This is a genomic window from Caldimonas tepidiphila, from assembly GCF_003569765.1.
Lineage (GTDB): Bacteria > Pseudomonadota > Gammaproteobacteria > Burkholderiales > Burkholderiaceae_C > Caldimonas > Caldimonas tepidiphila.
On record NZ_QXMG01000071.1, the window covers coordinates 1 to 14,273 of the forward strand.

Genomic DNA, 14,273 nt, shown 5'->3' on the forward strand with positions numbered 1-14,273 from the left:
TGGTCTTCTCGCTGATCCCAGTGCCCCAGGACATGAGCTGCACTCCGCCACGGCCGAGCTGCTTGGCCTGCAATGCCGCGTACCAGCGGCGTTGCTGCTCGTCGAGGCGGCTCAGCAGCAGGTTGATCTGCTGATGCAACTCACGTGTCGCCTCGTCTTCGCCAGCCTGACAAGTGGGGCACTCGCACACATGAAGGTAGCGGCGCATGAGGCACCTCCACGACCGCATGAAGAAGCCTTCATTACACCTCTTCGGGCTTATTCCTTGTCAACAGTAGATGCTGGACAGGCCCCAGGCATTACTCGAGAACAAATGCCCGCTTTCAGGGCGAATCCTGCGGGGCCGAGCACTGCTCGTCGTACGGATAGGCAAAGGCCCCGCTCAGCGCGCAACTCTGAACGCTTTGGCCGCCACATCCCCTTGCCGAAGCAGCACTGGAACTCCACCCACGAGCCCCCTACTGGAGCTGGATACGGACCACGGAAATGGTCAGTCTCATCGAAGAGCTTGCAGCGAGCCTGCAACTTTGGTGGCTCACTACGTGAGACTGTGATACCGCCTGCCAGTCAGGAAGCAGATTGAGGAACCCCTTAATCAGGGGCAGCCCCCTCGGTCTAGCGCCCCGCGCACGAGGGATGCTATCCGAACAAAGAAAAACACAAACTGAAGGTGTGGTTACCAAGGCATGCAGAAAGTGGCAGCTGCCATGGCGCCGCAAGGGAGAGGGCCTTGAGGGAGAGATCTTGCGATCCGTCCGCAGGCCCCCGGACGACGCAACTTCATTTTTTAGGGAAACGAACAATGCTGAACAACGCAATCACCGCAGTCAAGTGCTTCTGGAACGATGAAGAAGGTGCTGCCGCCATCGAGTACGGCCTGATCGCGGCGCTGATCGCAGTAATGATCATTGGCGGAGCCAAAGCCCTGGGTACTGAGCTTAGCGGAATCTTCACTAGGCTTGGCAACTGCTTGAAAGCACCCGCAGCGTGCACGGCCACAACCCTTGCTGGTTGAGAAGGGCGACCAGCAAAAATATTTGCTTTTTCATACACAAGCCAAAGTTATCCATTTTAGAAGGGGATTGCAGTGAAATTTATCCAAGCCATTGGAAACTTCCTTCGAGAAGAAGAAGGAGCTGCTGCTATCGAGTACGGCCTGATCGCCGCCCTGATCGCTGTAATGATCATTGGCGGGGCTACCGCCTTGGGGACCGAGCTTAGTGGAATCTTCACTAGGCTTGGCAACTGCTTGAAAGCACCAGCGGCGTGCACGGCCACAACCCTTGCTGGTTAAAGAGGGCGCCTTAGAGGGGACCAGCTGTTCTGTCTTAAGTGCGGGCGCTGGTCGCCATTTAATACCAACTCATTTCGAGTCAAGCCGCCATGCAGATCGAGTCGCTCTTTTGTTTTATGGTTTTAACCAGCCTATTAGCCTGGATCACGCTTAGCGATCTGCGTTCACGCCGCATTCCCAATTTGGGAGTCACGATAGGTATCGTAGTAGCCATGGCGCTACACACGCTGCCGCCCCAGGGAGATGGACTGTTTTCTTTCTGGTGGGGTGGACTGGGCCCAATCCAATCCATGCTAGGCCTAGCTTTAGGGCTTGCTTTATTCATGCCGCTATACCTGCTAGGAGTAATGGGAGCAGGGGATGTCAAACTGCTCGGCATGGTGGGGGCTTGGCTCGGACCAAAACTGCTGATTGGCGCCACTTTATTGAGTCTTCTCGCCGGCGGCGTGCTTGCTGTGGGAATGATGGTCTGCACCCGCTCCTCGCGCCAGGTACTGATCAATGTGCGCCTGATGCTGACCACCACGATGGTCGGGATCATGAGCGGCAAGCTGATGCCGCCAGAGCCCGCCTTGACGACCGGGCGCCGCCTGCCCTATGCCCTCGCCATCGGCGTTGGCACCCTGAGCCAGGTCGCTCTGCAGTTGTTCAACGCGGCCCCTTGATCGCACTGTCGGAAATGAGCCACTCCATGAATTCCGCACTCGTCGCCTTTCCATCACCACTTGCGAAGTGCAGTCCGGAGCCGACCAACCCCCACACTCTGCCGGCCGCGCGATTGCCCGTTGCAGCACGCACGGTGTCCGACACCGGGCTTCCGGCTCATCTGCTGAGCGAGCTGCTGCTCAAGGTAATGCAGCAGTCGGGCTTGCAGCACCTGCAGGCGCTCGCCCAGCACCTGCGACTGCTGCCCGGCGTGGTCGAGGAGGTGCTGGCCGGTCTGCGCAGGGACAGCCTGGTGGAGATCCGATGGCGAGGCGCGCTCGACGGCGACGTCGAGTACGAGCTGACGCAGGCCGGCCGCACGCGTGCCGTCGAGGCCGAGCAGCGCAACCGCTATGCCGGGCCGGCGCCGGTGAGCCTGAAGGCCTACGTCGCGCAGGTCCAGACCCAGGCCGTGCGCGGCATGCGCGTCACGCGCCCGGCCTTCGAGGCGGCCATGGCCGCGGTGATCATGCGCCCCGAAGTGCGCGAGCAGCTCGGGACGGCCATGAACTCGCGGCGCTCCATCCTGCTCTACGGCCCGCCGGGCTCGGGCAAGACCTACCTGTGCGAACAGGTTTCGCGCATGCTCGCCGGCCCCGTGGCGGTGCCCTACGCGGTGGAGGTCAGCGGCGAGATCGTCCGGGTGTACGACCCGCTGGTGCACCAACCGGCCGCGGCCCCAGGCCCCTCCCCTGAGCCGGCCAGCGGCGCGCTCGACAGCCGCATGCGCCCCGACGCGCGGTGGGTACTGTGCGAGCGCCCGGTCGTCGTCACCGGCGGCGAGTTGACGCTGGAGATGCTGGAACTGATGTTCGACGAGCGCGCCGGCTTCTACCAGGCGCCACCGCACGTCAAGGCGAACAACGGCCTGTACCTGGTCGACGATCTCGGGCGTCAACGGGTTAGCCCGCGCGAGCTGCTCAACCGCTGGATCGTCCCGATGGAGCAGTACCACGACCACCTCGTGCTGCGCTCCGGGGCGAAGTTCAAGGTGCCGTTCGACTGCCTGCTGTTCTTCTCCACCAACCTCACGCCCGCCGACGTGGCGGACGAGGCCTTCCTGCGCCGCATCGGCCACAAGATCTTCCTCGGCGAGGTGGCTCCAGCGCAATACGGCCAGCTGCTGCGCGAGGCCTGCGCGGACACAGGCGTGGGCTGCGATGAAGGGGCGGTCGAGCATCTGCTCGCGCTCCATCGCCGCCATGGCCGCCCGCTGCTGGCCAGCGCCCCGCGCGACCTGGTCAGCCACGTGAGCGATCACGCCGCCTATCACGGCCTGAGCGCCCGGCTCAGCCCGGACCTGCTCGAGCGGGCCTGGCACAACCAATTCGCATCGTCCGGCGGATCCGGCGCTGCACCCACCACCACCCGGCACGGGTGAGATGGAGATCGAGCCATGAAGAGTACTCGCGGATGGATGATGCTGCTGGTTGCACTGCTGGCTGCCGCAGCGGCAGTGGTGCTGGTCTCTAAGCTGATGCAGTCGCAGCGCAGCGGCAACCAGATCGTCGTCGCGGCTGTCGATGTCGAGCTCGGGGCCAGGCTGTCCCCGGAAATGCTCAGGCTGACTCCTTGGCCTGCCGACGCGGTGCCGCCCGGCGCATTCAGGAGCCTGGACGAGTTGGGCACCCGGGTGGTCAAGGCAAGCCTGCTTCGCGGCGAGCCGCTGATCGAGGGCAAGCTGGCCCCGGTGGGAAGCAAGGGCGGCCTGTCGTCGGTGGTGGCCGAAGGCAAGCGCGCGATGACGGTGCGGGTCAACGACGTGGTAGGCGTGGCCGGCTTCGCGCTGCCCGGCACCTACGTCGACATCATGGTCAACACCCAGAGCGACGGGCGCCGGGGCAACGACGAGAAGGCCATCAGCAAGATCGTGCTAGAGCGCATCCTCGTGCTGGCCGTGGCCCAGGAGGCCAATCGCGACGAGACCAAGCCGAAGGTTGTCAATGCCGTGACGCTCGAGGTCGATCCCCGCCAAGCCGAGCTGCTGGACTTGGCGCGCAGCGTCGGCACCCTGTCCCTGGTGCTGCGCAACCAGATCGACCCGACCCCCGGCGCCACCGGCGGCGCGACCAAGGCCACGCTGTTCAACCACGAACCGCTGCCGGCGGCCGCCCCGGCGCCCGCCCGCAGTGCGGTCCTAGTGAGGACCTACCGCCCCACGGCCCAGGCCGAGCCTGCCAAGCCGGGCGACTGCGTGGAAGTCATCCGCGGCACCGTCCGCACAAAAGAATGCTTCTGACATAACGACGCCCCGAGGGAGCCCCCATGCGCCGCATCCATCCGCCCCACGCACCCGACGCAAGCCATCGCCCGAAGCGCCGCACGGTCCTTCCCGCACTGGCTCAATTCGTGATGCTGATTTCCCTTGCCTTGGGAGCTGCACAGGCACAGACGAGCCCGGGCGGGCGGGCCGCACTGCCTGCCCCTGCAGGAGTTTCGGTGCCTGTCTACGGCAACATGCCCTGCGGGCGCGTGGAAGTGGCCCCCGTGGTGCAGGTCAGCGTCGGCAAGTCCACAGTGCTCAAGCCCAGCAGCCCGATCGCCCGCGTCCTTCTGGGCAACCCGGTCGGCTCGCGGGCCGGTCGCCCGGTCGAAGCCGCCAACGCGAAGGATGAAGCGCAGGAAGCCTCGGGCAACGAGAACAGCAAGACGCGCCCCGGCGTCGCCGAGGTCGATGTGCTGCTGCTCAGCCCCAGCGAGGTCTACGTGCTGGGCAGGAGTATCGGCACCACCAACGTGGTGCTTCTGGACCAGGCGGGCCGGTGCACGGCGTTCGACGTGGTGGTGGGGATGGACACCGCGGGCCTGCAGACCGTCATCAGCCAGTTGCTGCCCAACGAGAGCGAGGTGCGCGTGAGCGCCGCCTTCGACGCGGTGGTACTCAGCGGCACCGTCAGCGACAACGGCGCGATCTCGCGCATCCTGGAGCTGGCGAACGCCTACGTGCGCAGCTCGGGCAGCAGCGCGAGCAATCCGCGCGTGATCAACCTGCTGAGCACCGGCGCGGCACAGCAGGTGATGCTCGAGGTCAAGGTGGCCGAGGTCTCCAAGTCCCTGCTCGACCGCTGGGGCATCAACTTCTCGCGCGCCTTCGTGACGGGCGACAACTCGGCGATCCGCTTCCTGTCCGGCCTCCTCGGCGGCACAGCGGCTTCGGGCGGACAAATCAGAGGCGTAGGTACGCCGACGATTCCCGTGCCATTTGACAACATTGATGCCAGAAGCGTGACCAACATCGGCCTTGATGCGCAGAAGACCGACGGACTGGTGAAGGTGCTGGCCGAGCCCAGCGTGTTGGCCATCAGCGGCCAGAAGGGCAGCTTCAATGCCGGCGGCAAGATCTTCATCCCGGTCGCGCAGGACAGCGGCTCGGGCGGGCGCACCGTCACGCTCGAGGAAAAGCCCTTCGGCGTGTCCGTCTCCTTCCTGCCCACCGTGCTGGACGGCGGCCGCATCGATCTGGCGGTGGCGACCGAGGTGTCGGAGCTCAACCGTGAGGGCGTGGGAATTTCCGCACCCGGCGTCAGCGGTCTGGCGGTGCTGCCCTCGTTCACCTCGCGCAGCGCCAAGACCACGGTGCAGCTGCAGGACGGCCAGAGCTTCGCCATCGGCGGGCTGATCAAGAACAACGTCACCACCAACATCCGGGCCTTCCCCTTCCTGGGCGAGCTGCCCATCATCGGGGCGCTGTTCCGCAGCAGCGAGTTCCAGACTGACAAGTCCGAGCTGGTGTTCGTGATCACGCCGCGGCTGGTCAAGCCGCTGACGCAGGTCACGTTGCCGACGGACAACTATAACGAGCCCACGCGCGGCGACGTGCACTTCAGGGGCAAGCTCGAAGGCAAGCGCCGCAGCGGGGGCCAGAAGGTCTCCGAAGGCAAGGAAGACGCTGACGCGCCGGATATCGCCGGCGCCGACGGCTACCAGGTCAAGTAAGGAGGCTCTCGATGAAAGCACTTTTCACCATCGGCGCGATCCTGTTCGCTCTCGCGGGCTGCAGCACGGCACGGCACTGGGAGAGCCGGTTCGGCGACGCGGTGCGCCAAACCCGCGAGGCCCAGACACTGGACCCGCAGGCCGGGCTGACCGAGAGTCCCTTGCCTCTCACCGACGGCAAGGCAGTCGCCGGCTCGCTCGACAAGTACTGGACCAGCTATGGCCACGGCACAAAGGGAGCGCAACAGGAAGTCAGCGCGAACGCTAGCGGCAGCGCCGCCACCACCAGTCGCTGATGGCTTTGAAAACCTAGCGGAATGAGGGAGCGCGGCATGAGCACACCCTTTGAACATACGCTCCGGCCCTGCCCCCGCAGGGAGCGCGGTGGCATCGCGGTGATTGTGGCGCTTTCGGCACTGGTCCTGTTCGGATTCGCCGGCTTGGCCATCGATCTTGGGCGCATGTATGTGAGCAAGACCGAACTCCAGACCGCAGCGGATGCCTGCGCCTTAGCCGCCGCTGCGGAACTGACCTGCAATGCGGCTTCTGGCGGTACTTGCCCGTCGTCCTACCTTCAGAACGCCGAGGCGGCAGGAATCTTTGCGGCAAGCCGCAATCGAGTGGAGTTCCAGTCTCAGCAGATCAGCGTGAACTCGGGTGACGTGAAATTCAGCACGGCGCTGGCGCCAAACTCCAGCTACCTGTCCCGAACAAATGGTGCCTCCACTCAGTCTCGCTATGTGATGTGCACCGCGCGTCTTACAGGCCTGACGCCGTGGTTCATGGCCCTCTTGGGAATCGGCGCACAGAATATCGAGGCCACAGGAGTGGCAACGCTTGCCCCTGCTTACTCTATGTGCCCAACTGCCCCCATTGGAATCTGCAACAAAGCTGGCGGATATGCGGCAGGGGAATGGATTACCAGCAACTTCACAAGCAACAGCGCGGACGAGGACGCACTGAGTGGCAGCTTCCGCTGGGTTGACTACACCCCTGACACAAGCGGCAATCAAGAAATACGTGATCATTTGGCGGGAGGGGCTCCGGTATGCGGTGTAAAGGTAGGCGACAAAATACGTCTGCCGGGCACTCAGCAAGGCGCGAAATCTGGCTATAACACCCGTTTTGGAATATATCCCAACAATAACGCATACAATGAATCCAGCTCCCCGCCCGATCGAACTGGTTACGCCTACCCCAACAAGAATCCAGGCGCTGGATTTTCTGAAATAAATATCGGCGTCAGTGCATACAACGATTACCTCAATCGCCAAGCCGTTGGCGCTCCATTCAACAACTCTCAATATGCAGGAACAGGCAACGTCTCCGGCAGAACCCTTTTATCATCTCAACACCTCTCGCTCGGCAGTGACCGACGCTTGGTTACTGCTGCGTTGATCAATTGCAGTGCGGGCAGCGAGGTTGTGATTGAGGACATGGCTTGCGTGCTAATGCTCAACCCCATGTCCAACGGTGCCAATGGTACGATCTACCTGGAGTATAGAGGTCTGGCCAACACGCCTGGCAGTCCTTGCCGCACTGGCGGCTTACCGGGTGGTCCTCTAGCCAGCGGTCCCCCGGTTCCCACCCTGGTGCAGTGATCATGGCTCGGCACGCCCCTTTTCACATCCAACGCGGCGCTGCAACGATAGAGTTTGCGCTACTGTTCCTGCCTTTGTTCATTCTTATTACAGGTGTGGTCGAAGGAGGACGAGCCCTGTACGAATACAACACGCTCGCCAAGAGCGTGCGCGATGCCGTGCGTTACCAGACGACAGTGGCGCCTTCCGGATCAGCCAGCGATACCCTAGTAGCTCGGTGCCTGGCGCTGACAGGCTCCCCTGCACTTAGCGGGGACGGTTGTCGGGAAGACCCCTTGCTACCTCGCCTAGAACTGTCCATGGTTTCGATCTGCGATCAGATTTCCTGCGCGGCATCCCACCGGTTTCAGCCCACCGGCCGCGGCGTCGTAAACCTGGTCAGCGTGACGGTGAGTAACTATCCCTTCGTGAGCATGGTGCCGTTCGTAATGCCCTCCATCACGTTCGGCCCTGTCAACGCAACGATGGTGCAACCGCTATGAAGCCTTTCCAGCGGGGCTGCCGCAGCCCGTCTCGACAGATCCAGCAAGGCCACGAGGCGGTCGAATTCGCACTTGTCTCCTCCCTGGTGTTCTTCCCCTTGCTGCTCGGCGCCATCGAATTCGGCCGCCTGATGCACTACTGGAACACCGCTGCCGAGGTGACCCGGCTGGGCGCCCGCATGGCAGTCGTGTGCGACCTGAACGACGCAGAGATCAAGTCGCGCATGCGCGGAATGCTTCCCCTCCTTAATGCGGACGACATCCGCATCTCCTACTACATGGAAGGAGGAGCGAGCAGCTGCACCAATGCGGAAGACTGTGAAACGGTCACGGTCGAACTCAATCCGAGCAACTCGATTCCCACCATCCACTGGCTGCTGCCGCGCTCGCTGAGTCTACCCGCTTTCAAAACCACCTTGCCACGTGAAAGTATGCAAAGCGAGCTCGGCGGCGTACTCAATCCCGTTTGCAACTGAGGTTGCTGCGATAGCCGGGACACCGTTCTTCCGCCCTCCCTTGAGGACAACAGCATGAAAATCAAAGTCGTCTCTTCCACTCAGCAGCGCGCCGAGGCGGTGGCCCGCATGGTGCGCGAAAGCGCCCCCGGCCTGGAAGTGCTCTCCGCGACAGGCGCGCCGGACGACTTGGTAGCGGCGGTCAACGGCAGCCAACCGTCGCTGCTGGTGCTCGACGGCCTGAACCAGCAGGGGCTGGACGGGTTGGGGGCCCTGAGCGGGAAGCATCCAGAGCTGGAGGCGATCGTGATCTCGCCCGAGCCCTCGCCCGCCTTCCTGCTGCGTGCCATGCAGGTCGGCGTGAGGGACGTGCTTCCTAGCGCCGATCCGGTGGCCCTGCAGGCGGCGGTGCAGCGCATCAGCCGAAAGCACGCCCCGGCGGCCCGAGGAGAAGTGCTGGCCTTCATGGGCTGCAAGGGCGGCAGCGGGGCTACCTTCCTGGCAGCCAATCTGGCGCATGTGCTGTCGAGCCGGGAAGGGCTGCGCGTGGCGCTGCTGGACCTGGACCTGCAGTTCGGCGATGCGCTGCTGATGCTCAGCGACCAGCGCCCGGCGAGCGACGTGGCGGAGGTGGCGCGCGACATCCACCGGCTCGATGCCGAGCTGCTGCGCGCGGCCATGGTGTCCGTGAGCCCGACGCTCAGCGTCTTGGCCGCCCCTACCGAACTGTCGCAGGCGCTGGAGATCAAGGCGTCTGACATCGAGGCCATCGTCAAGCAGGCCCGACAGGTCTTCGACTACGTGGTGCTCGACGTTGGCCGGTCCATCGACCCTGTCAGCCTGCAGGCCCTGGACCTGGCCCAGCAGATCTACCCCGTCGTGCAGCTGAGCCTGCCCCAGCTGCGCGATGCCCGCCGCCTGCGCACACTGTTCCAGTCGCTGGGCTATCCGCCCGACAAGCTGCAGTGGCTCGTCAACCGCTACCAGAAGAGCACGGAAATCGGCTTGGAGGCCTTCGAGCAGGCAGTGGGGAACAAGGACCTGCTCACCGTTCCCAACCACTTCGCCTCCGTCAGCGCCTCGGTGAACCAGGGGGTTCCCATCGAGAAGCTGGCGCGCAGCAGCCCGGTCACGCGCGCACTGCTGGATCTCGCGCAGGTTATCGCACCGGTGGAAGCCGGCAAGAAGGACAAGTGGTTCCGCAGCCTGTTCAGCCATTGAGGGCATTCCTCGCTCTTCCCTCGGTCGACCCGCCGTCCTATGAATACAAGGAAATCCGATGAGCCTGCGTGAACGACTCGCCAGCCCCCCGGCCCCTGCCGCCCGCGTCGAGCCGCGGAGCGTCGATGCACCGGCCGAAGCACCCCACGCTTACCAGCAGATGAAGACCCGGGTGCACCAGCTGCTGCTGTCGCGCATCGACCTGGAGGTGATGGAAGGCATGTCGCCCCAGCGCCTGCGCGAGGAATTGGTCGCCCTGGTTGAGCGGCTGCTGGTGGAGGAGAACCTGGTGATCAATGCGACCGAGCGTCGCAATCTGGTGCGCGACATCCAGCACGAGATGCTGGGACTGGGGCCGCTGGAACCCCTGCTGGCCGATCCCACCGTGTCGGACATCCTGGTCAACGGCGCACGCCAGGTCTACGTGGAGCGCCGCGGGCAGCTGAGCCTGACCGACGTGCGCTTCGCCGACGACGATCACCTGATGAAGATCATCGACAAGATCGTGTCGCGCGTGGGGCGGCGGGTGGACGAATCCAGCCCGATGGCCGATGCCCGGCTGCCGGACGGCTCCCGGGTGAACGTCATCATCCCGCCCCTGGCACTGGATGGCCCAGTGATGTCGATCCGGCGCTTCTCGGTGGTGCCGCTGACGATGGAGAACCTGGTCGAGTACCACAGCCTCACCGCGGAGATGGCCAAGGTGCTGCAGGCGCTGGCCACCGCCGAGATGAACATGCTGATCTCGGGCGGCACGGGCAGCGGCAAGACCACCTTGCTGAACATCATGTCGGGCTTCATCGACCATGGCGAACGCATCGTCACGATCGAGGACGCAGCCGAACTGCAGCTGCGCCAGCCTCACGTGGTGCGCCTGGAGACGCGCCCGCCCAACATCGAGGGCCGCGGCGAGGTCAGCCAGCGGGCCCTCGTGCGCAACGCGCTGCGGATGCGGCCCGACCGCATCATCCTGGGCGAGACCCGCGGTGCCGAGGCGGTGGACATGCTGCAGGCGATGAACACCGGCCACGAGGGGTCGATGACCACCGTCCATGCCAACACGCCGCGCGACGCCCTGTCCCGGCTCGAGAACATGCTGGCCATGAGCGGCATGAACCTGCCGCCCAAGGTGGCGCGCGCTCAGATCGCCTCCGCGATCGGCGTGGTGGTGCAGGCCAATCGCATGACCGACGGCAAGCGCAAGGTCACGAGCATCGCCGAGATCACCGGCATGGAGGGCGACGTCATCACCCTGCAGGAAGTGTTCACCTTCCGACAGACTGGGGTGGAGGCCGATGGAACGGTACGGGGGCACTTTCAGGCCACCGGCGTGCGTCCGCGCTTCGTGGAGCGATTGAAATCCCGGGGAATTTCGATTCCGGAAACCCTGTTCGACCCGTCACGCCGCGTGGAATGAGGACGCCATGGACTCCAGCTACATCCTCTTGGGCGTGCTCCTGTTCGTGGCCATGGTCCTGGGCTTGGAGGGGCTCTACCAGGTCTGGGCCTCTAGGAACAGCGCCGAGGCCAAGCGCGTGGCCGCGCGGCTGCGCTCCATTGACAACATCGACGTCCAGTCCCCGTTGAGCCTGGAACGGCTCAGCGGACGGGGGCGCTGGCAATGGATCGACACGCAGCTGCTGCCGGTCATGCCGGGCGGCGAGGCCCTGCGCCGCCATGTCGCTGTCGCGGGCGTGGGGTGCAATGCCGGCGAGCTGCTGTTGTTCAGCGCGCTGCTGGCCTTGGCGGGCTTCCTGCTGCCGGTGCTGCTCGACAAGCCGCTGCTGTTTAGCCTCGCCGGCGTGCTGGGCCTGGGCTGCCTGCCCTGGCTCTGGCTGTCCAGGAAGCGGCAGCAGCGCATCATGGCCTTCGAGAAGCAGATTCCGCTGGCCCTGGATCTGATGGGGCGAGCCCTGCGTGCGGGCCATGCCTTCCCCACCGCGGTGAAGATGGTGGGCGACGAGATGCCGGCTCCACTGGGACCGGAATTCCGCCAGCTCGCCGACGAGACCAATTACGGCATTCCCCAGCAGGAGGCCCTGCTGCGCCTGGCCGAGCGGGTGCCCATCCCCGACCTCAATTACTTCGTCGTGGCCGTCATCATCCAGCGCGAATCGGGCGGCAATCTCGCCGAGCTCCTGGACAACATCGCCACCATCGTGCGGGCCCGCCTGAAGCTGCTCGGCCAGGTCCGCACGCTGTCCGCCGAAGGGCGGCTGTCGGCCATCATCCTGATCGCCCTGCCCTTCGCCACTGCCGCGCTGATCAACCTGATCTCCCCCGACTTCATGGCGATCCTGTGGACCGATCCTGCAGGCCAGAAACTGGTGGGCGCGGCTTTCGTGTCCATGCTCCTCGGCGCGCTGTGGATGAGAAAGATCATCCGCATCCGCGTCTGAAAACAGCCCGGGAGAATCCATGTCATCCGTGCAAATCGCGATGCTGGTGCTGGTGTTCGTCGGCACCTTTGCAGGGGCCTTGTGGCTGATCTCCCGCCTAAGCGTCGACAACGCGCAGCGTCGGGTGCAGCAGGTGCTCGGAGCCTCCTCCGCACTGGACGAGCGGCCCCGGGAGAACCTGGTGGACCGTGTGGCACAAGCCACCGAACGCATGGCCAAGCTTTCCGTGCCGGAGGAGGGTTTCGAGAATTCCGCGCTCCGTCGACGCCTGATGAATGCCGGCATCCGCAGCAGCTCGGCACCGATCGCTTATTTCGGAACGAAGACGGTTCTGGCGCTCAGCCTCCCGGTGGGCGGCTTCCTTCTTCTCACGGTCACGAGCGCGGCACAGGGCTCGGCCCTGCTGTTTGCCCTGCTCTTACTGGCCACACTGGGCTACTACCTGCCCAACATGCTGCTGAGCCAGGCCATCGCCCGCCGCCAGCGGGAGATCTTCGAGTCCTTTCCCGATGCGCTGGACCTGATGACGGTGTGCATGGAGGCCGGCCTGGGCACGGAAGCGGCACTGACTCGGGTGGCGGAGGACATGGTCCACAAGAGCCCGGTCCTCAGCGAGGAACTGCGCCTGGTCAACCTGGAGTTGCGGGCCGGCGCGCCGCGCGACCGCGCGCTGCGCAACCTGGCGCTGCGCACCGGCGTGGAGGAGGTCGAGGAGTTCGTGTCGATGATGCTGCAGGCGGAGCGCTTCGGCACCAGCCTGGCCCAATCGCTGCGAGTGAGTTCGGAAACCGTTCGCACGCGCCGTCGCCAGAAGGCGGAAGAGACCGCCTCCAAGATTCCGCTGAAGCTGCTGTTTCCACTGATCTTCTTCATCTTCCCTTCGCTGATGCTGGTGATCATGGGGCCAGCGGTCATCCAGATGATCCGCGTCGTGATGCCTGCTATGACAGGAAGCTGACACGACCAAAGACTCATGATGAAACCAAGCCATGACTCTTCCCCGCTGTCCGTACTGACCGCCCTGACCGTTGCGCTGGCGCTGGGCGGATGCGCTCACTCCCCCGACACGCCTGCGGACTCCTCGGCGCAAGCGGCTTCCTTTCCATGGTCCGTGAAACCCAGCATGCAGGTGCAGCACGGCATGCCGCTGGGCCAAGCGGAATACCTGGAGGGTCGCTTGCTCGATCGCCAGGGAAACTGGGCGAAATCTGAACAGGCCTACCGCCGCGCCATCGCTGCAGATGCAGGCCTTGTCGAGGCGTACAACGCGCTCGGCGTGGCCCTGGCACGGCAAGGCCGGCTGCAGGAAGCACGAGCCGTGCTGCAGGCAGCCGTGAACCTCGACCCCCTGCGTGCGCACCTGCACAGCAACCTGGGCCAAGTGCTGCTGCGCGCGGGACAGGCTCGTGATGCGTTGGTGCCGCTGCGCCATGCACATCAACTCGACCCCCTCAATCCGGTAGCCCGCAGCCTGCTGGAGAAGGCAACCACCCTTGCAGCGGCCTTGCCTCACCAGGCGGAGGAAGATCTTTCCGCCAAGAAAGACTCTCTACCGGCCGACGCATCCATGATGCCCCTTCCCCAGGCGATGCCGGGTTCCAGCCCCCTGCCGATTCATCAGCACTCCGTTGCCTACGTTCAGGTAGCAGCACCGATCACTCGCATTCAGGTGGCCGGACCGCTTTCCATGGCCGGCTCCCTGAAGATCGAGACACTGGCCCGGCCTACCGCTATGAAGCTGGAGGTGGTCGAAGCGGTCAGGAGTAACTCTCCTGCAGGCCCAACGTCACCCGTCGTGGATCAGAACCCACCGGAGAGTGCCGTCCGTCACGCCCGCCTGGAGATTGCCAACGGCAACGGCATGACCGGCGCCGCTGCCCGCTTGGCAAGCCGTTTGCGCTCGCAAGGCTACACCTCTAGCCGGCTTACCAACCTGCGACCCTATGCCACGCTTCGGACCATAGTGCAGTACCGGGAAGGCTATGAAATGGAGGCCCAGGCCATTGCCCGAGGTCTGCCAGTCACGCCTGTCATCGTGCGCGAACCTGTGCTGCAGTCAGGTGCGGATATCCGCGTGGTCATTGGCCACGATGCCGTTGCCCAGGATCGCGCTTACATCGCCCACAAGGCAGGCATCCACCGCGCCGACGCCTTGTGATGCCGGACACGGCAATGCGACT

15 protein-coding genes are annotated in these 14,273 nt (G+C 64.4%); all 15 read left to right on the forward strand.

Annotation, left to right across the window (positions count from 1 at the left end; genetic code table 11):
* Positions 1-802 precede the first annotated feature (802 nt).
* The 15 genes from D3A59_RS22145 (at position 803) to D3A59_RS22215 (ending at position 14,251) form a co-directional block, all read left to right on the forward strand.
* Entirely contained in the window at positions 803-1,015 is a 213-nt protein-coding gene (locus D3A59_RS22145; RefSeq protein WP_119157499.1) for a Flp family type IVb pilin, read from the forward strand.
* 72 nt (positions 1,016-1,087) lie between these two features.
* Positions 1,088-1,294, forward strand: a complete 207-nt coding sequence (locus D3A59_RS22150) for a Flp family type IVb pilin (RefSeq protein WP_205665251.1) — start codon at positions 1,088-1,090, stop codon at positions 1,292-1,294.
* A gap of 89 nt (positions 1,295-1,383) precedes the next feature.
* Positions 1,384-1,959 (forward strand): A24 family peptidase, encoded by a 576-nt coding sequence (locus D3A59_RS22155; RefSeq protein WP_119157500.1) that lies wholly within the window; start codon positions 1,384-1,386, stop codon positions 1,957-1,959.
* Between the two features lie 134 nt (positions 1,960-2,093).
* Entirely contained in the window at positions 2,094-3,380 is a 1,287-nt protein-coding gene (locus D3A59_RS22160; protein ID WP_205665252.1) for an AAA family ATPase, read from the forward strand.
* Positions 3,381-3,395: 15 nt separating this feature from the next.
* The gene (gene cpaB, locus D3A59_RS22165) at positions 3,396-4,238 is read left to right on the forward strand and encodes a Flp pilus assembly protein CpaB (protein ID WP_119157502.1); all 843 of its coding nucleotides are present in this window, start codon (positions 3,396-3,398) and stop codon (positions 4,236-4,238) included.
* Between the two features lie 200 nt (positions 4,239-4,438).
* The gene (locus tag D3A59_RS22170; protein ID WP_240636171.1) at positions 4,439-5,935 is read left to right on the forward strand and encodes a type II and III secretion system protein family protein; all 1,497 of its coding nucleotides are present in this window, start codon (positions 4,439-4,441) and stop codon (positions 5,933-5,935) included.
* 11 nt (positions 5,936-5,946) lie between these two features.
* Positions 5,947-6,231, forward strand: coding sequence for a hypothetical protein (locus D3A59_RS22175; RefSeq protein WP_205665253.1), 285 nt, complete (start codon positions 5,947-5,949; stop codon positions 6,229-6,231).
* Positions 6,232-6,267: 36 nt separating this feature from the next.
* Entirely contained in the window at positions 6,268-7,536 is a 1,269-nt protein-coding gene (locus D3A59_RS22180; protein ID WP_157991644.1) for a pilus assembly protein TadG-related protein, read from the forward strand.
* A gap of 2 nt (positions 7,537-7,538) precedes the next feature.
* Positions 7,539-8,018 (forward strand): TadE family protein, encoded by a 480-nt coding sequence (locus D3A59_RS22185; protein WP_119157504.1) that lies wholly within the window; start codon positions 7,539-7,541, stop codon positions 8,016-8,018.
* Positions 8,015-8,494, forward strand: a complete 480-nt coding sequence (locus D3A59_RS22190) for a TadE/TadG family type IV pilus assembly protein (RefSeq protein WP_119157505.1) — start codon at positions 8,015-8,017, stop codon at positions 8,492-8,494. Before D3A59_RS22185 ends, D3A59_RS22190 begins: the two co-directional genes overlap by 4 nt.
* 54 nt (positions 8,495-8,548) lie before the next feature.
* Positions 8,549-9,694 (forward strand): CpaE/TadZ family protein, encoded by a 1,146-nt coding sequence (locus tag D3A59_RS22195; protein WP_157991645.1) that lies wholly within the window; start codon positions 8,549-8,551, stop codon positions 9,692-9,694.
* Between the two features lie 58 nt (positions 9,695-9,752).
* Entirely contained in the window at positions 9,753-11,111 is a 1,359-nt protein-coding gene (locus D3A59_RS22200; protein ID WP_119157507.1) for a TadA family conjugal transfer-associated ATPase, read from the forward strand.
* A gap of 7 nt (positions 11,112-11,118) precedes the next feature.
* Positions 11,119-12,093 carry a type II secretion system F family protein gene (locus D3A59_RS22205; protein WP_119157508.1) on the forward strand — a complete coding sequence of 325 codons (975 nt, stop codon included), beginning with the start codon at positions 11,119-11,121 and terminating at the stop codon, positions 12,091-12,093.
* A gap of 19 nt (positions 12,094-12,112) precedes the next feature.
* Positions 12,113-13,051, forward strand: a complete 939-nt coding sequence (locus D3A59_RS22210; protein WP_119157509.1) for a type II secretion system F family protein — start codon at positions 12,113-12,115, stop codon at positions 13,049-13,051.
* A gap of 15 nt (positions 13,052-13,066) precedes the next feature.
* Positions 13,067-14,251 (forward strand): tetratricopeptide repeat protein, encoded by a 1,185-nt coding sequence (locus D3A59_RS22215; RefSeq protein WP_119157510.1) that lies wholly within the window; start codon positions 13,067-13,069, stop codon positions 14,249-14,251.
* Positions 14,252-14,273 lie beyond the last annotated feature (22 nt).